Raw genomic sequence first — 18,545 nt, forward strand, 5'->3', positions numbered from 1 at the left:
GGTCGCGCAGCTTGCCGGCGCGACGGAAGTTTTCCGGCAATCCCAGGGCCAGCCCCGAACCACCCGTCAACAATGGCAGATCGGCGCAGGCGGTACGAGGTCGCGCAGCTTGCCGGCGCGACGGAAGTTTTCCGGCAATCCCAGGGCCAGCCCCGAACCACCCGTCAACAATGGCAGATCGGCGCAGGCGGTACCGAGGGTATACAGATCGCTGTCCGACAACGCATCCGCGATTGCCATGCCGACACCTTGAGCCCGCAATTCGGCGATTCGTGCACGAACCTGTTCGACCCCTTGTGCAATGGTGTCGTAGCGCAACAAGCCGACATTCAGGCCGGTCTGCGATTGCAGCACCCGAACCAGGTTGGCATCGGTCATCGGCGTCAGCGGGTGATGCTGCATGCCCGACTCGCTGAGGAGTTGATCCTGAACAAACAAGTGGCCGCGAAAGATCGTCCGGCCATTCTCCGGGAACGCCGGGCACGCAAGGGTGAAGTCACTACCCAGCGCCGCCAGCAGTGCTTCGCTGACCTGGCCGATGTTGCCGGCCGCCGTGGAGTCGAACGTCGAACAGTACTTGAAGAATATCTGCTCGCAGCCTTGTTCACGCAGCCAGGTCAGCGCCGCGAGGGACTGTTCGGTCGCCTCGGCGACCGGTGTGGTGCGCGACTTCAGGGCAATGACGATCGCATCGGCGTCGATCCCGGCGGCGACTTCGCTGCTCGGGATACCGATGCTTTGTACGGTGCGCATACCGCCACGTACCAGCATGTTGGCAAGGTCGGTGGCACCGGTGAAATCGTCGGCGATGCAGCCCAGCAATGGACGTGTGCTCATTGTGCGTTCCTCAAACAGGCTCAGTCTTGGCAGTTGGCAACGTGATGCCCGGGAAAATCTTGATCACCGCCGAGTCGTCCTCACGGCCAAAACCTGCACTGGAAGCCTGCATGAACATTTGGTGAGCCGTGGCCGACAGCGGCAGCGGGAATTTGCTGGCACGCGCGGTATCCAGCACCAGGCCCAGGTCCTTGACAAAAATATCCACCGCGGACAACGGCGTGTAGTCGGCCTTGAGAATGTGCGGCACGCGGTTTTCGAACATCCAGGAATTACCGGCGCTATGAGTGATCACTTCGTAGAGCGCGTCGGCATCGACCCCTTCACGCAAACCCAACGCCATGGCTTCGGCAGAAGCCGCGATATGCACCCCGGCGAGGAGCTGGTTGATGATCTTGACCTTCGAACCCAGGCCGTGGATGTCACCGAGGCGATAGACCTTGCCGGCCATGCCCGCAAGAATCGCCTCGGCCTTGGCGTAAGCCTCCACTGGGCCCGAAGTCATCATGGTCATCTCGCCGGCAGCCGCCTTGGCCGCGCCACCGGAGATCGGTGCATCCAGATACAGCAGGCCCTTCTCGGCCAAGCGCTGGCCAAGATCGACAGCATAGGTCGGGGCCACGGTGGCGCAGCCGATTACCAAACTGCCAGGACGCAACGCAGCCACGGCACCGCCTTCGCCAAACAATACGGTCTCGGTCTGCTCGGCATTCACCACCACGGTGATGATCACATCACACTCGCCGGCCATGTGCGCCGGGGATGCGCAAGCCACCCCACCCTCGCTGGCAAACTGCTCCGTCACCGCCGCGCGTACATCGCAGGCATGCGTATTGAAACCGCTGCGCAACAGCGAACGGGCAATGCCCAGGCCCATCGCGCCAAGACCGACAACACCGACATTCTTGTTATTCATGGGGTACTCCTTAGTTACCGGCTTATGAGGAAAACAGCGGCTTATTCCACGCCAGCAAGGCGCAGACGGCGGGCCGCGTTGTAGATATGAGCGCGGGCGGCATGGCCGGCGGCGAGCGGATCGCCCAGCCGAATGGCCGCGATGATCGCTTGGTGTTCTTCGTGTACCTGATGGGAGAAGTCCGCCCTGCCCGCTTCATTAGTACGGGTGATGCGGGTCGCGGCCTCCAGATACTGACTGACGAATTCCAGGGTCTTGAGGAAGTAAGGGTTGCCTGTGGCCTGAGCGATGGCCCGGTGAAACGCCACATCGGCGCGAACACCGTCCAGCCCTTCATCGACCTCTTCATCGATGCGTGCCAGCGCCTCGTCAATCAGCACCAGATCGGCTTCGCTGCGATTGAGCGCCGCCTCGGCGGCGATTTCCGCCTCGATGGCACGCCGCAGCGCCAACAAGTGAAAGACACTGCCGGGCAGATGGGCTTCGGCGTAATCGATACGCAGCGGACGGATATTGGCGTTGGCCGTGACGAAGATGCCGCGCCCTTGCCGGGGCTGCAGCACGCCTTCGTTCTTCAGGCGGGAAATGGCTTCGCGGACCACGGTGCGACTGACACCGAAAGCTTCCGAAAGCATCGCTTCGCTGGGCAGCTTGCTACCGGTGCCGAATACACCGGTCTCAATCTTGTCCAGCAATTGCTGAGCGACGCTGTCGCTCAGCACGTGAGTCGGGACCTTGTCGAACATCGAGGCAATCCTGTTTTTGTCTTGTTATCAGGTTGTCATACAGGTTGAGCAGATAATCCCCCAATGAACAGAATATGTGAAGATATTTTTTAAAATAACATTTTTTAACATCAGATTTGAGATGCAACTCCGTGCATTGACCGGCTACCCGCCTCCGGTCGCCTGTACCAGGTGACCGCTGCTTTGCATGGCGGTCACCGCGTGCCCGGTATCAAGCCGAATGTCGTTTTAATGTCCGCGAATGTAGTGTTCCAGTTGCCGGATCAGGTCGGCCTGCTCGGCGATGGCTTCTTTAACCAGATCACCAATCGACAACAGGCCAATCAGTTGGTCGCCTTCCACCACCGGTAAATGGCGCAGATGACTGTCGGTCATGACCGACATGCAACGCTCGATACTCTGCTGACTGTCTGCCGTCACGACGGGCGCGCTCATGATGGCCCTGACCGGCGTACCGACCGAAGAGCGCCCCTGTAGAACGACCTTGCGCGCATAGTCGCGTTCGCTGATAACGCCGACCACCTGCCCCTCCTCTATGACGGGTAGAGCACCCACATTCTTTTCGGCCATCATCTTCAGCGCTTCGAGCACCATCTGGTCAGGCGCGATGCTATGCACCTGCTGGTTTTGCACGACCTTCAGCTTCAGCAGCTGTGCGGCTGTTTTCATGCCGGCCTCCAATACAGTTCACGGTTAAAAAAGTAAAAAAAAACGCCTGAAACCTTTCGGTTCCAGGCGTCTTTGCCTGTTCTTTTGCGGCATTAAAACCAGACTTCCATGCCTGATATACCGATGTTGCCCATAACCTGTTCGGCCAATCGATCGTCGTTGACCGAAGGGGCTGTCCACACGAATACGCTCCGGGTGAACCTGATGCGAGCCCTGCAGCCTTTGTGCCAGTCGGCAGCGGAGAGACTTCTCCTATGTGGAAACCCTGGCTCCTGAGCTATAGAGGATTGTCACGGCGACTGCGGTCCAAGCGAGTTCCGGCGGGGTGAGCAGACTTCCCAGGAAAGCGAATTGACAAGGGCAACAACTCGAGACGCTTGAGCTAATGGAGGCGAAAGCTCATTGCGTCGCCTCCGACTGGTGCAAGTTGTTATGCATACCGCTTTATAAAAGTGCACGTAGCGGTCGACTCAGTAGTCGACCCAAACCCCACCGCTGCTCGCAGAATGGACACAGCGTTCGACCCAGCGAACGCCTTCAACACCGGCATGGATATCCGGATACCCCCACTTTCACATCCAGACCATGCTTAAGAGTGAGTGGTTGCTAAATACATTTCGGCCATGGCCTCGGCGCGGCAAAACAACACTGTAAGCGTCTGCCAATCACGTCTTGCAAGCCGGTTCACTTGTTAATTGCCTGGGCCGTTTCTCGGACGTACAGGTACCTGTTTGCGCACGGCATTGGACAGAACCAACGAAGTCGTGACCGAACCATGGACAGCCAGCGCATCGACTACAGTCTCCAAATCAGCGGGTTGAGAAAACGCGCATCGGACTATGAAGCAGTCCTCCCCCGTAATCCTGTCAGCTTCTAGCACCTCAGGTATGTCGTTAAACAACTCCAGGTAGCGCTTGATGTGCTGATGAGTTGTGCGAATGCGCAGGATCGCCTGCAGTCCCAGCCCTACCTCACGCAAACTTACCCGCGCGCCGTAACCCTCTATGACACCCGCAGCTTCGAGTTTCTGGACCCGCTCGCTCATAGCCGGTTGCGAAAGCCCAATGCGCTTGCCCAATGATGCCAGGCTTTGCCGTGCATTCTTTTGCAGTGCCTCCAGAATCTGCCAGTCTTTGCTGTCAAGCCCCATGCTTTTCCTCTGCTGAATAATCCGATGAATCATCGGTTGATGGTGCTGCTTTCGGATGATTTGCCATCCAGGGTCGATGTGTCATTCGCTACATTTTGCGGACACCACTTCCGAGAAACAAGAAATGACACCTTCGATATTGCTCCTCCCAGGCATTGGCAATTCCGGCCCAGGTCACTGGCAAACGATATGGGCACACACCGACGCATCCATGGAGAGCATCGGGGGGCAAGACTGGAATCACCCGGTTTGCGCAAGATGGGTCGAAAATCTGGAAGTAGCTATCCGCCGAGCTGGGCCCGACACAGTGTTGGTAGCCCACAGCCTTGGCTGCCTGCAAGTCGCCCACTGGGCGCAATGCAGCCGCACATTGGTCAGGGCCGCTTTGCTGGTTGCCGTACCAGACCCCGATCGCTCCACTTTTCCGAACGAGGCGCGCGGGTTTAGTCCGCTTGGGCTGAAGCGTTTCGCATTTCCAAGTACTGTTGTCGCAAGCTCCAACGACCCGTATGCAGATATGGATTACAGCCAGCGATGTGCAGATGCCTGGGGCAGTCGCCTGGTAAATATCGGTGTCCAAGGACACATCAATTCGAGCAGTGGGCTCGGTGATTGGCTTCAAGGGAGAGCATTGCTGGACGAACTCCTTGCAAGGTCTATGAGGCCCGTCCCGGATGCCCGCTCAACCGATCACGACGCTAAAGAAAAGAACTCACTTCATTGTTCGCAAGGAAAGCCAAATGAATAACGCGCCGTCATCGAGATAACGTGACAACGCCATCCGGCGTTTGAGGCGGTAATCCAGGGCTTTGGCGGCCAGATATTGGGCGATGCGCTTATCCAGCTTGGCAACGTATAGGTCGATCACTCGAACGAGGTGATCCTCGGGGATCAACTCTTCCAGCGAAACCGGAAACAGGCTGGTCTGGTTCCGGGACTCTCCTTGGATGTAAGCCATAACGAAAAATGCTCCGTATCCTTCGATACGGAGCATTTTCTTTGAGCGCTACGCAGATTGCCAGGTTTCAGACAGTCTGCGGAGGTGATTTTTTTCTTTCTCCATGGAATTCAGTGGAACTCCATGGAGCAATATTTGGAGCGGGAAACGAGACTCGCATCCGGCGTCCGACCCATTAAAATCCAAGGGGTTTCTTTTATTCCTGAAGCAGGAATGGACTTGATTCTGGACTTGTTCTCAGGGTGTATCAAGAGCAAAAAAGAGCAATTCCAAGCCGCGCTACCGAGTTCTATCTACAGCCAATCGGAGAAGCAGTCATTCGAGAAGCCCAATCCTCCATCGCGTATCCCAGTCCCGAACTCCTGGCTCGGCACGGTACGCCGACGACACCGGCCGAACTCTGCAAGCACAGTGCTTTGCTGTATCTGCGTAACGGTCATCCGTGCAGCACGTGGCGCTTCAGCCGTGCTAACGAGGTGCAAGAGGATTTGGCTGACCTGATTGAGAGCGCCCTGTAGAGAAAACAAAGCGTTACGGCTTTTTTGTTGCCTGCGTTTTCCCACCTCATCCCAGGGCATCCCTCGCTTGACGGCGGCTCATGACAAATCCTGTCAGGCCGACACTGACTCCCCCTCTCGCTGAAGCGCAAGTTCTGCCAGCAATCTTAACTCTTGCAACAGACCGCGGACATAAACGATCTGGTTGATTGCCCAACGCTCCTCCTCGGCCATCATCTGCTCCAGCGTAAATCCTTCGGGCAGTGAGGTTTGACTCATCTCTCGGTAAGGAATAATGGGGTCTTCGTCCTCGTCCACTTGACGGAATGCGGGGGCGATATAGTGGTTTTCCTGCTCCAGGATAAAGGCTATGACCTGGAGTCCATCCTCTCCGAGCATCAACAGCTCGAACAACATGCGGGCATTGGGCAGGTCATCCTCGGCACTGCCCTGTAGCACACCATAGTGACCGACTCCATTTTCCTCGGGAACGACACGCACACCTTTCATGTGCACTTGCCGGATATGCGGAGCCAAGGATTTCAGAGCCGTTAACGGTTGTTCGGCGGCATTGATCATATTGCCGAAATCGAACAGCGCGTGCAGGCGCGGATGATTGATGCGCTCGAGCAGCGTGACAATCTCGCTACTTTTCAGCTCTTCATGCTGTTCAAAGTCAACGTAAAGGTCATACCGTTCGGCTTGTTTGACGAGGTAGTGCAAGTCCGATTCGATGGTGTCTAAAACATCGGAAAGCCGTCCTCCATAGCGCGAGTAGACGCGGATGTTCTGCACCCCCATAACCTGCGCCACCTCAACCACCCGATCCACGTCCGCCTTTTGGGTACTACTGATTTCCAGGTGGATGTCCAACCCCAGCGTCTCGGCCCTTTGGCTGACAATGCGAAGTTGATCGTCACTCATCTGCTGAAGACTGCGCTCTTCGCCATCCAGTAGATGAATACTGATGCCGTCGAGTGCATGACGATAGGCGAAATCCAGCAGGTCAATTGGTCGGTATGTACCATAGGTCAGCTTCATCAGCTGGGGGTAAGCATGGGCGAACAAGCGCATGCTATCGAGTCGTTCAAGCAGCTTGATCGCCAGCGCCGGGGTTAGCTGAGGTACCGGCAGGCCCGCTGCTTTGTGGCGCAATAATGCATCGAAACGCGACTGGATTAACGACATTCCGCCCCCTGGGCCTGACCCGTAACGCTGCGCTCATGTTGCGCCAACTGCCAGTCATACTGTCGCCATTGATGCTGGTCGGATACCTGTTTTAGCGCTGGCGCGGGGTTGACCACACACGCGTGCTGGACCGCGTGCAATAGTGGCAAATCATTCACCGAGTCACTGTAGCCATAGCTGCCCTGCAAGCTGATGCCATGGTTCTGCAGCCACGCCTGCAAGCGCTCTACTTTGCCTTCCCGAAAACTGAGCACCCCTTTAGTCGCACCGGTAAAGTTGCCCGCTACCTGTTCAAGCTCGATGGCGATCACCTCGCTCACGCCCAGCATGGCCGCGATACGGCGGACGATAAAGTCAGCCGTAGCCGAGATGATTAATAGCTTGTTTCCCTGTTGGCGATGCCACTCAATTTGCCGACGCGCGGCTGGAAATATGCGGGTGGAAATCATGCTGGCGACAAAGTCATCGGCCCATCGTTCCACTTCGCTGACGGCCACTCCAGACAACGGCTGGAGAGTAAAGTCCATGTACTGCGCCATGGATAGTTCGCCCAGATGATAGGCTTGCATCATCGTCTGCTCGGTGACCAGCATGTCGGCTGCTGCCACACCGCGCTGCACCAGATAGCGCAGCCAGAGACTGGAGCTATCGCAATCGATAATGGTGTCATCCATGTCAAAAATAGCCAAAATCGTCATGCGACCTCCTGCAGTTCTTCACGATTGAACAGCAGGTCGAGCCGCGCGCCTGCCGGCAGCAAGGATTCTGAACTGCGATTGAGCATATCGACCATCAACGAGCAGCCTTGCGCATCGACGTGGTAACGAATGACGTTGCCGAGCAGTTGATGGTGACGTACCGTGGCGCGGCACGGCGCGCCCAGATGTGGGCCATAGCTGCGGCCGGCTTGCGCCACATGGATCGCTTCCGGCCGGATTGCCAGTTGTCCTTGTATGCGCAGGCCAAGCAGTTGTTCCGCCTGGCTGGCATCCAGCAGGTTGTAGCTGCCCATGAAGCGCGCTACAAAACCATTGGCTGGACGGGTGTAGATTGTCTCGGCGCTCCCTTCCTGGACAATGCGACCGCCATCCATGACAATGATGCGGTCGGACAGCATTAGCGCTTCTTCCTGATCGTGGGTCACGAAAATGGTCGTCAGTTTCATCTGCGACTGGATCCGTCGGATCTCTTCCTGCAGGTTCTTGCGGATGCGTGCATCCAGTGCCGACAGTGGTTCATCCAGCAACAGGATGCGTGGCCGCACCACCAATGCCCGCGCCAGGGCGACACGCTGACGCTGGCCGCCGGAGAGCTGACTCACGAATTTGTTCTCGTGCCCCTGCAATTCAACCAGACGTACCGCTTCGGTCACCCGCTGGAAGGTTTCATCGACAGAGACACCCTGCATTTTCAGGCCGAAGGCAATATTGCCCATCACCGTCAGATTCGGAAACAACGCATAACTCTGGAATACCATGCCGATGCCGCGTTTTTGCGGAGCAAAATGGGTAATGTTATTTCCCGCCACATGAATCTGGCCGCTATCGACTTCAGTTAAACCCGCGATACAGCGCAACAAGGTCGACTTGCCGCAGCCACTGGGACCCAGCAGGGTCACCAGTTCGCCTTCCTTGATATTGAAATGTATGTCGTCAAACACCCGGGTCTTGCCCGAGCCTTTGCCGAAGTATTTCGACAAGTTGGATACTTCAAGATAATTCATCGCACAGTCCTATCGACTCAAACGGGTGGCAATCCAGGTCACGACCAGCGTAAATATGAAATAACTCATCACCACGGCACTCACAAAATGGCCGCTGGTGGAGCGCACGGAATAGAGATAGACGTTCAGGGTTTCGTAACGGCTGCCAACCAATATGTTGGCGAACACGAACTCGCCCAGCAGGAAAGAGAACGAGAGAAACAACGCTGCCATCAGGCCCTTGCGGATATTCGGCAATACCACCCGTAAAAAAGCAGCGGAAGTACTTGCCCCTAGCAGATGCGCCGCATCCATCAGGTCGCGCACGTTCAGCCCTTGCAGACCGTTGGCGAGTGCCCGGTACATGAACGGCAGAACAATCGTGAAATAACACCCTATCAGTACCCACGGCGTACCGATCAGCGGTAGCGGGCCGTCGGCATATATCTGCAACAAGCCCACCGACGACACCACAGGCGGCACCGCGAACTGGATCAAAATCAGGATGTTCATCCAGCGATCCAAGTGCGGAAAATAATAGAACACGACAAATGTGGCAGGCACGATGACCACTGTGCTGAAGACCAATGTGCCCAGTGCAATCAACAGGGAGTGGCTAAATGCGGTCAAGAAGCGCGGCTCTTGCCACAACTTGAGATACCAGTCGAACGTCAGCCCGTCGGGTAATATCGTTGCACCCCAGTGCTGGGAAAATGAATAAATCAGGGTCGCCAGAACAGGGATACTGAGTAGAGCCATCAAGCCATACAGCACGAACTGGTGATAACGGTTAGTGTGCATGGTAGCTTCTCTTCATTAAGAACTGGTTGACCATCGCCACGAACACCAGCATCGCCACCAGAAGCACGGACAGTGCTGCCGCCAGATTCGGTTCCAGAGAAATGTCCCCAGCTACCAGGCTGGAAATGCGGATGGTGACCAGGTTGTAGTTAGAGGTCATCAGTGCGTACGCACTGGCATACGCCCCCATGGCATTAGCCAACAACAAAATGAAAGTGCCGAATACCGCCGGCAGCAGCACCGGCAACGCAACCAAGCGCCAGTAACTGGCACGACTGGCACCCAGCAAAGAGGCGGCCTCTTGCCAATCGTCTTGCAGCGCATCAAAGGCTGGATAGAGCAACAGTACTGCTAGCGGTATCTGGAAATAGCTGTAAATCAGCGTCAGCCCAGTCTGCGTGTATAGATTAAAATCAGCCAGCCAACCCCATCGCCGCAAGAGCAATGTCACGGCGCCATTGGTTCCCATCACAATAATGAAGGCGAATGCCAATGACACCCCACTTAGATTGCCGGTCATATTGGTGAATGCCACCGTCATGTCGCGGACAACGCAATCCACCCGTTTCAACGAAGCGGCGGCCACCAGCGCGATGGCCAGTCCAATCAGGCTGGAGCTGACGGAAACCCAGAGGCTGTTGCCAAAGGCCTGCCGGTAAAACGGGGAGTGCAGGATTTCACTGAAATTCGCCAGCGACCATGCGCCATCAACCTGCACGCTGTTGATCAGCAGCCATGCTGTCGGCGCCAGCGAAAACAACGCCAATACACACAACAAGGGCAGCAGGACCAACGCCGCCCGCCAGTGGCGAAAGCGTGGATAATGCGGGGTGTCGATAGTCACTGGGGTTGCCAGCGGGTTCGATGTAGTTATCATACGACTAGCAATTCCGTGTTCCTTGGTTTTTGATAAGTGATAACGGGGCACCGCTGCAGTAAAGCTTTAGTGCAGCCAATGCTCTGAACACTGTTCTCATGGTCACCTCTAAAAACCCTAGTGAACGACCCAAGTTCGCGCAGTGGTTTGTAGAGGTGGCCTAACGCTGCTGGAATTACTTGTTATAAATCATGACTTGCTCTTGCCACTGCCGCGGTATGGCCTTGGTAGTCGCCTCCCACGCCACGAAGTCCTGGATCGGTTTGGCGTTGCTATATTGCGCAGCAGGCAACATCCTGTCCTTTACATCCTGTGGCAGGACGACGTTGCTACGAATCGGACGTGCGAAACCGCGCGCCAGGTTAGTCTGGCCGGCATCGCTGAAGATGTATTCACGCGCCAGTTTGGCGGCGTTCGGATGCTGCGCGTATTTGTTGATCAAGGTTGAATAGCCGGCACTCACGCTACCATCTTCGGGAATGGATACCGTGAACGAGGATGGATCAATCTTGTCGCGGTAGCCCAATGAGGTGAAGTCCCATAACAGCGCAACTTCCACCTCACCTTTTTCCATGTTGGCGATATTCGCATCGGTCATGGAAAGCCGCCCTTGTTTAGCCAGCTCGGCAAATAACTTATACGCAGGTTGCAGATTCTTTTCGTTGCCGCCATTGGCAATCGCCGCTGCCAGCAGCGCACTGTTGGCCTGCGCCGAAACACCCACTTCGCCTACGGTCACCTTATAGTTGCCTTTGAGCAAATCGCCCCATGTCTTAGGCGGATTCTTGACCAGCTTGTTGTTGCTGATGAAAGAAATGGTCCCGCTGTAAGCCACTATCCAATGACCGTCTTCGTCTTTGGCCCAAGCCGGAATATCGTCCCAGTTGGTCGGCTTGTAGGCTTGGGTTACGCCCTTCCTGACTGCAATCGGGCCAAAAGATTGGCCAACGTCGCCGATGTCGCCTGATGCGTTCGATTTCTCAGCTTCGAATTTGGCGATTTCCTGCCCCGAACTCATGTCGGTATCCAGATGTACCAGGCCATATTTTTGCGTGATCTCGGCCCACGTATCTTTCCAGTTCGCCCAGTTATCCGGCATTCCCAGGCTATTAACCGCGCCTTCTTTTTTGGCTGCGGCGACTAAAGCATCCAGGTCCGGCTGCGCGTACGCACTAGAAACTGCAATCGACAAGGCACTTGCAAGCAAACTCGTAATCAGCATTTTTTTCATGATTTAGCCGTGTGGTATAGACCAGATTGGGGCGGGAACTGGATGCTACCCACAAAAAATGACCGTAATGTGACACCCTGCCGGGTAGGGAGCTGTTGCAGAACGGGGGGGGGCGTTGAGTGGCCCGGAGGTGGAAGAAGAGCGCTAGGAGCCCACCTGATGCGCCGATTTTCGCGGTTTGCGTTGAGCGCGATGATCCCCGAAAACGCCACCGTTATGAATTTTTGGCGCTAATAGCGTCAATTGAGTGCATCGTAAAGGTAATGAAATCATGAACTGGGATAATATCAGCGCTCAAAAATCAACCAGACCATCACCGTGACAGAAAAAACCACCACACAAGCAGCCAACATCCGTCACGCCTTGGCAGCGCAAATCATCAATGGCACGCTGGTGTCCGGAAGCAAACTCCCTTCCGAGCGAATACTGAGCGACATGTTTTCCACAACGCGCGTCACGCTCAGGGAAGCACTGCAAAGAATGGAGGCAGAAGGATCGATCTATCGGGAAAGCAGACGCGGTTGGTTTGTGACCCCTCCGCGACTTGAGTACAACCCTTTCACAAGTTCACTGTTCCACCAGATGGTCGAAAGTCAGGGTCGCAAGGCAGCCACACAGGTGATCTCGACCAGCACGGAATTGGCGCCCCCGGAGTTATGCCTGAAGATGGCGCTGCCGCCGTCAAGCATGCTGCACTGCATACGTCGCCTACGTTATGTCGATGGGCGCGTCGTCATGTTTGTAGAACATTATCTGAAACCAGAGTTTGTCCCGGATATATTGAAGCTTGATCTGACTCAATCGCTGACATCAATTTACCGAAAGCATTATGGCATCCAATGCGGCCGAGCCACTTTTGATATCTACCCCACTGCGGCGCAGGCCAGCGTGGCGAATTATCTCAATCTGCCAGAAGGCAGCCCGCTGTTAATGATCACTCGCATCAACTATGACCAACATGGACAGATTCTTGATTGCGATCGCGAGTTCTGGCGTCATGACGCAGTCCGAATCTCTATGGATAGCCAAGCACTGCATTCTGACAAGGTAGCTTAACCATCCTCATGGCTCTCACTAATACGCTTGGTCAGCTCGCTTCGATGCGCCAGTAACCGCTGCTCCAGATCGAACTGATCAGGTGTCGCCAAGCGCAACTCACCGGTGCGGCCACCGGTCAGCAACAGAAGCCGAAGGCCCAGTTGCGTTTGGCTTGCCCCACCATAACCAGGTTCGACACATCTCTGCTGTCGTTAACGACTTGCGCTGTTCGACTCTGCTCAGTAAATCCAGCAGATCATGGCGATTAATGTCGTAGATGGACCGCTTACCTAGCGCTGGTAAGATGTCCTTTTTGAAGATTTGCGAAAGCGTGCTCTGGCGACCTTCCTTCAGGCTCAGCCTACGGAACTCGACCCACTGATTGGACACCGCTTCAAAGGTATGCTCTGGAGCAAAGCGAACGGCGCGGCGCTGCTGTTTACGGTGCATATAAGGGTTGATGCCTTGGGCGACCAACGCACGCGCCTCATCGCGTCGGGTACGCGCTTCTTTGAGGCTGATTTGTGGGTAACTACCCACAGAGACATGCGCTTGTGCTTGCCTGCCCAGTAGTATCGAAACAGCCAGATTTTCCCACCGTGAGCGGTCACATGGAGCGCGAGGCCGTCCATGTCACCAAGCGTTCAGTACCCGTAATTCGGGTTTGCCGAACAGACATATCCGAGAGCGCCATAACCAGCTCCAGAATAGAGTCAGGGTTAGATGCTCATCTCGCCAGCCGAAGCGATCCAACCATAAACCGATCCAGCACTCGTCAGAATTTCTGGACTCAATTCTGGACTTAAAAGGGCTGGATGGCGCTGGACTTGAGTGGTTCCCGCAGGAACGAAAAAAGAGGCCGAAGCCTCTTTTTTCAGCTTCTACAGACTTCAATGGAAGCCTGTAGAAGAATAATTGGCGCGGGAAACGAGACTCGCATCCGGCGTCCGACCCATTAAAATCCAAGGGGTTTCTTTTATTCCTGAAGCAGGAATGGACTTGATTCTGGACTTGTTTTCAGGGTGTATCGAGAGCAAAAAAGGGAATTATTCCAAGGTACGCTACTGGGTGCTATCCCTAGCGTAAACGGCTGGTGAAGTCACCTACCAAGCGCGTCGAAACCAGTATATGGCGGCCATTTAATCTTTTAGAGACCATGTCTTCGCATCGTTGGAACGAACTGGTGAATTTGTGGATTCGTACCATTCCAGCAATAGCCGTGCGGGCCTGACGCATAGGCTACGTGCAAAGGTGAGACTCTTTAACCGGCATTTTCTCATCGCTTGTCGAGTGTATTGGCGAGACACAACGCCTCATCGCTCAACGAGTTGCAGAAGGCGTCGACGAAGATAGAGGATGGTCGATACTCAGGCCTGATCAACATGACGCGATAGGGAATGGACACGTTGATCGGCCGAATGACCAATCCTCTGCCTGACTCCTCCAGTGCAGTCAACGGGTTGATAATCGCCACCCCCAGCCGTTGCCTGACCATGGCACAGACTGATGCGGCGTTGGTTGTTTCGATGACGGTATGCCGATCAACTCCGGCCTGACGAAAGTGCTCATCGAGCGATTGTCGATAGATGTCCAGACCCGACAGGTTGATGAAGTCGACACCGCGAAAGTCTTCCATTACGAGCAGCGGCCTGGACAACAAAGGGTGACCCTCTGGAAGTATGCAGACCATGTCGGAACAAAAGAGCAATTTCCCTTGGGTACCTCGAGGTACATGCTCGCCCTCGGTCAATCCGAGGTCGTAACGCTGGGCGCTGAGTGACTCTTCCAGTAAGGGTGATTCCTGTGCAGCAATGCTCAAGCCTATGCCGACATGCTGTTGCTGAAAGTGCTTACAGACCTTGGGCAACAGCGTTTGGGAAAACAGCGGAAGGCAGGTGACGCTCAGTTGGCCATGTTCGAAGCGACGGATCGACCGTGCAACACTGTTGATTCGTTCCAACCCAATGTAGGAACGTTCAACCTCTTCGAGCAGCATAATGGCCTGAGCCGTCGGTGCTAGCCTCCCTCCCTCTCGATCAAACAGCCGAAGGCCAGAGATACTTTCAAGCCGCGCCAGTTCTCGGCTGATCGTGGGTTGGGACGTAAATAGTAAGCGGGCTGCTCCGGTGACGCTCCCCGCCTGCATGATGGCGCGGAAGACTTCGATATGCCGTATGGAAATTTCCACACCCGGCCTCCATCAATTGATCAAGACCCATATCAAAACTGAATCGACTCACAAAGAATAGATATTTTATTGAATACTGAGTGATCGACATGATGGCTTCTCTCTTTACTTCAGATTGAATACCTCCATGCCCAACCATTCCGTTTTCCAGCAATTAGCCGAGACTGCCAGACAGCACGGCACCCCGCTCTGGTGTTATGACGCCCAGACCATCAGGGCACGCATCGTCCAACTGCAAGGCTTCGATGCCATTCGATACGCGCAAAAAGCCTGCTCCAACCTGCATATTCTCCGGTTAATCCGCGAACAAGGCGTGCGGATCGATGCCGTATCACTGGGTGAAATCGAGCGGGCGCTGCTCGCTGGATACAGCCCTGCCGGTGACCCGGCTGGCATTGTTCTGACCTGTGATCTGTTCGATGAAGCGACATTGCGACGCGTCGTCGAACTGAACCTTGAGGTCAATACCGGCTCGATTGATATGCTCCGCCAACTGGGCCAACAGTCTCCCGGCCATCGCGTCTGGCTGCGGATCAATCCAGGGTTCGGCCATGGTCACAGCCGCAAGACCAATACTGGTGGTGAAAACAGCAAGCATGGAATCTGGCATGACCAGGTTCAAGAAGCGCTCGGCGTGATTCGGCAATTCGGGCTGAAACTGGTGGGATTGCACATGCATATTGGTTCAGGTGTGGATTACGCGCACCTTGAGCAAGTGGGCTGTGCAATGGTCTCGGCCGTGAGGGCACTCGACCACGATATCGAAGCATTCTCAATAGGCGGGGGGCTTTCCACGCCTTATCGTGTGGGGGATGAGCCGGTGGATATCCAGCGTTATGCGAACGCATGGCGCCAGGCCAAACAGGACATCGAGGCTTTTCTCGCTCACCCAGTACGGATGGAGATCGAGCCCGGTCGATTCCTGGTAGCCGAGTCAGGCTATTTGGTTACCGAAGTCCGCGCGGTAAAAAAAGTCGGTAGCCGAAACTTCATCCTGGTGAACGCCGGCTTCAATGACCTGATGCGGCCAGCCCTCTATGGCGCCTATCACCAAATGACCTTGCTGGACTCCCAGGGTGTCCCGGTCAGTCGTCCGGAGCACCTCTGTGTAGTGGGAGGTCCCCTGTGCGAATCCGGCGATATTTTTACGCAGGATGAACAGGGTGTCACCCCCCGTTTGCTACCTGAAGCGCAGGTTGGCGACTTACTGATCATGCACGATACCGGCGCGTACGGCGCTTCTATGTCATCCAATTACAACAGCCGCACACTGTTGCCGGAAGTGTTGATCGAGCAAGGGCAAGCTAAGTTGATTCGACGCCCGCAGCCATTGTCGGACTTGCTGGCCCTGGAATTGGGGCTTTAAAGGCCAATCGGTGATCGAAGCAATCCGTCCGGGTTCATGCCGTAACGGGATGGCAGGTATTGATAGACCAGATGCTGAGACTGGCCGCGCTCTTCCGGGGTCATGCCATCGTCACCGGTGGTGGTGCTGATGTCAGGCTGGTCAAGACTGGGGATTAAACGCCGTCATGCCCTCCTGCGCCTGTTTGCTGCGTAGGGCTATCACGCCGGGGACCCAGGCATGGGGAAAGAGATAGAAGCGGTTCTCTTCCACGCCCTTCAGGGTGATTTCGGCGATTTCGCGTGCGGAAATCTTGCCGGCTTCCACGGCTCGTCTCACACACTCCTCGTACTGCCGCTTCATCTCGCTATCGGCAGCAGCGTCGGCGAATTCCGCCGGGCGGTTACGCTCGGTCTCAATGATGCCGGTCGGGAAAAAGGCAGGTGAGAGCACGCTGACACCGACCGCGCTGTTGGCCATTTTCAGGTCGTTGGCCAGGCTCTCCGAGAGCGCCACCACCGCTGCTTTAGTGGCGTTGTAAATGCCACTGCCGGCCGAGTACATCCAGCCAGCCGCCGAGGCGATATTGACGATGTGTCCCTCGCCCTGGTCGAGCATGATCGGAGTGAAGGCTTTCACCCCCCAAGCGACGCCATAAAGATTGACGTTGGTTACCCAATGCCAGTCGGAGACGGTGTTTTCCCAGATAGGCGCAGTGACGCCCACGCCGGCGTTGTTGAACAGCAGATGGACGCCACCGCAACGTTGCACAGCCAGTTGCGCCAGCGTGGCGACCTGCTCGAATTTGGACACGTCTACTTGCTGGGTGACGATGTAGGTGCCGGGTAGTTCCTGCTGGATCAAGGTGCGGGTGGTCTCTAGATTTCCGGCTTCGACATCAGCCAATACCAACTTCATCCGACGTCGCGCGCAAGCCATCGCCAGTTCACGGCCCAGGCCTCCGCCAGCTCCGGTGATCACGCAGACCTTACCGTTCAAGTCTTTCATCTGTCGCCTCCTGATGGGCTGTGTCGACACGCTGTTTCAGCGCCTCGTTCATGCGTTGATAGAGTCGTTTCGATTGGCTCAGGCGCTGCCAGAGTGCCGGCAGCAAGAGACCGGAAAAACGCTCGCCATGGATGAAGCGGGTGGACCCATCGGCGTTCTCGGTAAGCTGGAAGAAGTGTTCGCCGGCCACTGTGAAAGGGTTGCCGCCACGCCAGGCGAAGCGGTGTGGCGCTTCGTCGCTGCTGATGCGTGCCTGGAAGGACGCCTTGCGTTCCTTGCCCAGCTTGACCGCGAAGTGCACCTGCCCACCCGGGCGGTGGTCGATCCGCTGAATCTCCAGCATGGGGTTCCACTGCGCGTAGCGCTCGAAGTCGACGAGGCAGTTCCACACCGAACTGGGCGGTGCATCGATCTCGATTTCGGTCCTGATCTGCCGCGAGAAGAGACTGTCGCGGCGGGTGCCCAGCGCTTTGTAGGCCTGCTTCTCGCGCTGCCGGTTGAAAATCTTGGCCTTCAAGTTCGGCTCGCTGAAGCCCACTAATGCGTACAGTCGCGGCGAGCAGTACAGCATCTCCACCGAAAAGCCCTGCGGGTCGTTGACGTAGACGCACTGTACCAGCCCTACCTGACCCACCGGGTTGCAGTTGGGCACGAATCCAGCCTTGAGCGCCCGTTCGAACTGTGCGGCGAACCCGTCCTGGCTGTCGAAGCCGACGGCCAGGTTCATGATGCCGATGTCGTTCAATCGGTAACGGGGCGGCCAGGGCTTGGGGGTCGCCGGTTGGCGGACGTCCAGCCACATGTCGCCTTTGACCAGGCAGGCGTCGGCGACGGTATGGTTATCCTGCTCAACGGTACGGTCGCCACGCTCAAAACCCAACCCGTCGACAAAGGCCGCCACGCTGCGTGCGCAATCCGCGACAACCAGACCCAAGCCTGTCAGCTTGCACGGATATGGCAACCCTTGCAGTGAGTGGTCTTCGATCAGCTCGATGAGAATGCCGTCCGGATCTCGGATGAAACGGCGATTGGCAAACCGGCGGGCCTCCAGGGACAGGCCGAGAGACTGGGCGAGAGCCTCGAAACGTTCCAGCGAATCGACCCGCGCAAGGATGCGCCGATAACCGACGCGCTCGTCGTCCTCGGGGGAAAGAGGGGCCGAGGCCGGCGACTCGAATTCGAACAGTTCCAACTGAAAGAACGCCCGGTCGTCGATCAACCAACTGACTCGCGATGCCACTCCGACAAGGCCCTGTATCCGTTCAGCCTGCTTGCCGCGAAAAGACAGAGTGCCGAAGACATGCTTAAGGCCGAACAGTTTCTGGTAGAAACGCAGGGACGCGGTGGTGTCACGCACGCTCAGCGCGATCTGGCAGATATTGGTGGTCATGGTC

Annotated in this window: 17 protein-coding genes and 2 pseudogenes; 3 read left to right on the plus strand and 16 right to left on the minus strand. The window is 56.2% G+C overall.

Annotated features, from left to right (window positions below):
- Positions 1-99: 99 nt before the first annotated feature.
- From otnK to ACIPIN_RS06845, 5 genes and pseudogenes are all read right to left on the minus strand, one after another.
- Positions 100-837, minus strand: a pseudogene (gene otnK, locus ACIPIN_RS06825) (3-oxo-tetronate kinase); the annotation flags it as partial.
- A gap of 10 nt (positions 838-847) precedes the next feature.
- The gene (gene ltnD, locus ACIPIN_RS06830) at positions 848-1,753 is read right to left on the minus strand and encodes an L-threonate dehydrogenase (protein ID WP_401116900.1); all 906 of its coding nucleotides are present in this window, start codon (positions 1,751-1,753) and stop codon (positions 848-850) included.
- A gap of 41 nt (positions 1,754-1,794) precedes the next feature.
- Entirely contained in the window at positions 1,795-2,499 is a 705-nt protein-coding gene (locus ACIPIN_RS06835; protein ID WP_401116902.1) for a FadR/GntR family transcriptional regulator, read from the minus strand.
- A 228-nt stretch (positions 2,500-2,727) separates the two neighbouring features.
- On the minus strand, positions 2,728-3,168 hold the full coding sequence (locus ACIPIN_RS06840; RefSeq protein WP_401116904.1) for a CBS domain-containing protein: 441 nt from the start codon (positions 3,166-3,168) through the stop codon (positions 2,728-2,730).
- A 691-nt stretch (positions 3,169-3,859) separates the two neighbouring features.
- The gene (locus ACIPIN_RS06845) at positions 3,860-4,351 is read right to left on the minus strand and encodes an Lrp/AsnC family transcriptional regulator (protein WP_401116906.1); all 492 of its coding nucleotides are present in this window, start codon (positions 4,349-4,351) and stop codon (positions 3,860-3,862) included.
- 91 nt (positions 4,352-4,442) lie between these two features.
- Between ACIPIN_RS06845 and ACIPIN_RS06850 the strand changes: the two genes are divergently transcribed.
- Positions 4,443-5,066: an RBBP9/YdeN family alpha/beta hydrolase gene (locus ACIPIN_RS06850; protein ID WP_401116908.1), complete on the plus strand. Its 624-nt coding sequence runs from the start codon at positions 4,443-4,445 to the stop codon at positions 5,064-5,066.
- On the opposite strand, the gene ACIPIN_RS06855 is transcribed toward ACIPIN_RS06850, so the two are convergent.
- The 7 genes from ACIPIN_RS06855 to ACIPIN_RS06885 form a co-directional block, all read right to left on the minus strand.
- A complete protein-coding gene (locus ACIPIN_RS06855; RefSeq protein WP_401117079.1) occupies positions 5,031-5,276 on the minus strand; it encodes a hypothetical protein in 246 nt (81 codons plus the stop codon). The two genes, ACIPIN_RS06850 and ACIPIN_RS06855, sit on opposite strands and share 36 nt — an antisense overlap.
- 611 nt (positions 5,277-5,887) lie before the next feature.
- Positions 5,888-6,961 carry a sugar phosphate isomerase/epimerase family protein gene (locus ACIPIN_RS06860; RefSeq protein WP_401116910.1) on the minus strand — a complete coding sequence of 358 codons (1,074 nt, stop codon included), beginning with the start codon at positions 6,959-6,961 and terminating at the stop codon, positions 5,888-5,890.
- The gene (locus tag ACIPIN_RS06865) at positions 6,952-7,659 is read right to left on the minus strand and encodes an HAD family hydrolase (protein WP_401116912.1); all 708 of its coding nucleotides are present in this window, start codon (positions 7,657-7,659) and stop codon (positions 6,952-6,954) included. The genes ACIPIN_RS06860 and ACIPIN_RS06865 overlap by 10 nt, the downstream gene beginning before the upstream one ends.
- Positions 7,656-8,684 carry an ABC transporter ATP-binding protein gene (locus tag ACIPIN_RS06870; RefSeq protein WP_401116914.1) on the minus strand — a complete coding sequence of 343 codons (1,029 nt, stop codon included), beginning with the start codon at positions 8,682-8,684 and terminating at the stop codon, positions 7,656-7,658. Before ACIPIN_RS06870 ends, ACIPIN_RS06865 begins: the two co-directional genes overlap by 4 nt.
- A 9-nt stretch (positions 8,685-8,693) precedes the next feature.
- Positions 8,694-9,464 (minus strand): ABC transporter permease, encoded by a 771-nt coding sequence (locus ACIPIN_RS06875; RefSeq protein WP_401116916.1) that lies wholly within the window; start codon positions 9,462-9,464, stop codon positions 8,694-8,696.
- Positions 9,454-10,341: an ABC transporter permease gene (locus ACIPIN_RS06880; protein WP_401117071.1), complete on the minus strand. Its 888-nt coding sequence runs from the start codon at positions 10,339-10,341 to the stop codon at positions 9,454-9,456. The genes ACIPIN_RS06875 and ACIPIN_RS06880 overlap by 11 nt, the downstream gene beginning before the upstream one ends.
- A gap of 175 nt (positions 10,342-10,516) precedes the next feature.
- Complete coding sequence (locus ACIPIN_RS06885) at positions 10,517-11,572, minus strand: ABC transporter substrate-binding protein (protein WP_401116918.1); 1,056 nt, start codon at positions 11,570-11,572, stop codon at positions 10,517-10,519.
- Positions 11,573-11,890: 318 nt separating this feature from the next.
- Between ACIPIN_RS06885 and ACIPIN_RS06890 the strand changes: the two genes are divergently transcribed.
- The gene (locus ACIPIN_RS06890; protein ID WP_401116920.1) at positions 11,891-12,628 is read left to right on the plus strand and encodes a UTRA domain-containing protein; all 738 of its coding nucleotides are present in this window, start codon (positions 11,891-11,893) and stop codon (positions 12,626-12,628) included.
- Between the two features lie 20 nt (positions 12,629-12,648).
- On the opposite strand, the pseudogene ACIPIN_RS06895 reads toward ACIPIN_RS06890, so the two are convergent.
- Positions 12,649-13,304, minus strand: a pseudogene (locus ACIPIN_RS06895) (tyrosine-type recombinase/integrase); the annotation flags it as partial.
- Positions 13,305-13,886: 582 nt separating this feature from the next.
- Entirely contained in the window at positions 13,887-14,798 is a 912-nt protein-coding gene (locus ACIPIN_RS06900) for a LysR family transcriptional regulator (RefSeq protein WP_401116922.1), read from the minus strand.
- A 127-nt stretch (positions 14,799-14,925) separates the two neighbouring features.
- Here ACIPIN_RS06900 and lysA point away from each other — a divergent pair, with 127 nt between their 5' ends.
- Positions 14,926-16,164 carry a diaminopimelate decarboxylase gene (lysA, locus tag ACIPIN_RS06905; RefSeq protein WP_401116924.1) on the plus strand — a complete coding sequence of 413 codons (1,239 nt, stop codon included), beginning with the start codon at positions 14,926-14,928 and terminating at the stop codon, positions 16,162-16,164.
- A gap of 141 nt (positions 16,165-16,305) precedes the next feature.
- Here lysA and ACIPIN_RS06910 read toward each other — a convergent pair whose 3' ends face one another.
- On the minus strand, positions 16,306-17,151 hold the full coding sequence (locus ACIPIN_RS06910) for an SDR family NAD(P)-dependent oxidoreductase (RefSeq protein ID WP_401116926.1): 846 nt from the start codon (positions 17,149-17,151) through the stop codon (positions 16,306-16,308).
- A complete protein-coding gene (locus tag ACIPIN_RS06915; RefSeq protein ID WP_401116928.1) occupies positions 17,132-18,541 on the minus strand; it encodes an SRPBCC family protein in 1,410 nt (469 codons plus the stop codon). The genes ACIPIN_RS06910 and ACIPIN_RS06915 overlap by 20 nt, the downstream gene beginning before the upstream one ends.
- Positions 18,542-18,545 lie beyond the last annotated feature (4 nt).

It is taken from the genome of Pseudomonas sp. NPDC087697 (genome assembly GCF_044743155.1).
Taxonomy (GTDB): domain Bacteria; phylum Pseudomonadota; class Gammaproteobacteria; order Pseudomonadales; family Pseudomonadaceae; genus Aquipseudomonas.

Bases quoted from the DNA above. Each gene is read 5' to 3' on its own strand.
- ACIPIN_RS06865 (WP_401116912.1), bottom strand. From the start codon at position 7,659: ATGACGATTTTGGCTATTTTTGACATGGATGACACCATTATCGATTGC.
- ACIPIN_RS06840 (WP_401116904.1), bottom strand. From the start codon at position 3,168: ATGAAAACAGCCGCACAGCTGCTGAAGCTGAAGGTCGTGCAAAACCAG.
- ACIPIN_RS06855 (WP_401117079.1), bottom strand. From the start codon at position 5,276: ATGGCTTACATCCAAGGAGAGTCCCGGAACCAGACCAGCCTGTTTCCG.
- ACIPIN_RS06845 (WP_401116906.1), bottom strand. From the start codon at position 4,351: ATGATTCATCGGATTATTCAGCAGAGGAAAAGCATGGGGCTTGACAGC.
- ACIPIN_RS06915 (WP_401116928.1), bottom strand. From the start codon at position 18,541: ATGACCACCAATATCTGCCAGATCGCGCTGAGCGTGCGTGACACCACC.
- ACIPIN_RS06885 (WP_401116918.1), bottom strand. From the start codon at position 11,572: ATGAAAAAAATGCTGATTACGAGTTTGCTTGCAAGTGCCTTGTCGATT.
- ACIPIN_RS06870 (WP_401116914.1), bottom strand. From the start codon at position 8,684: ATGAATTATCTTGAAGTATCCAACTTGTCGAAATACTTCGGCAAAGGC.
- lysA (WP_401116924.1), top strand. From the start codon at position 14,926: ATGCCCAACCATTCCGTTTTCCAGCAATTAGCCGAGACTGCCAGACAG.
- ACIPIN_RS06910 (WP_401116926.1), bottom strand. From the start codon at position 17,151: ATGAAAGACTTGAACGGTAAGGTCTGCGTGATCACCGGAGCTGGCGGA.
- ltnD (WP_401116900.1), bottom strand. From the start codon at position 1,753: ATGAATAACAAGAATGTCGGTGTTGTCGGTCTTGGCGCGATGGGCCTG.
- ACIPIN_RS06880 (WP_401117071.1), bottom strand. From the start codon at position 10,341: ATGATAACTACATCGAACCCGCTGGCAACCCCAGTGACTATCGACACC.
- ACIPIN_RS06860 (WP_401116910.1), bottom strand. From the start codon at position 6,961: ATGTCGTTAATCCAGTCGCGTTTCGATGCATTATTGCGCCACAAAGCA.
- ACIPIN_RS06850 (WP_401116908.1), top strand. From the start codon at position 4,443: ATGACACCTTCGATATTGCTCCTCCCAGGCATTGGCAATTCCGGCCCA.
- ACIPIN_RS06835 (WP_401116902.1), bottom strand. From the start codon at position 2,499: ATGTTCGACAAGGTCCCGACTCACGTGCTGAGCGACAGCGTCGCTCAG.
- ACIPIN_RS06875 (WP_401116916.1), bottom strand. From the start codon at position 9,464: ATGCACACTAACCGTTATCACCAGTTCGTGCTGTATGGCTTGATGGCT.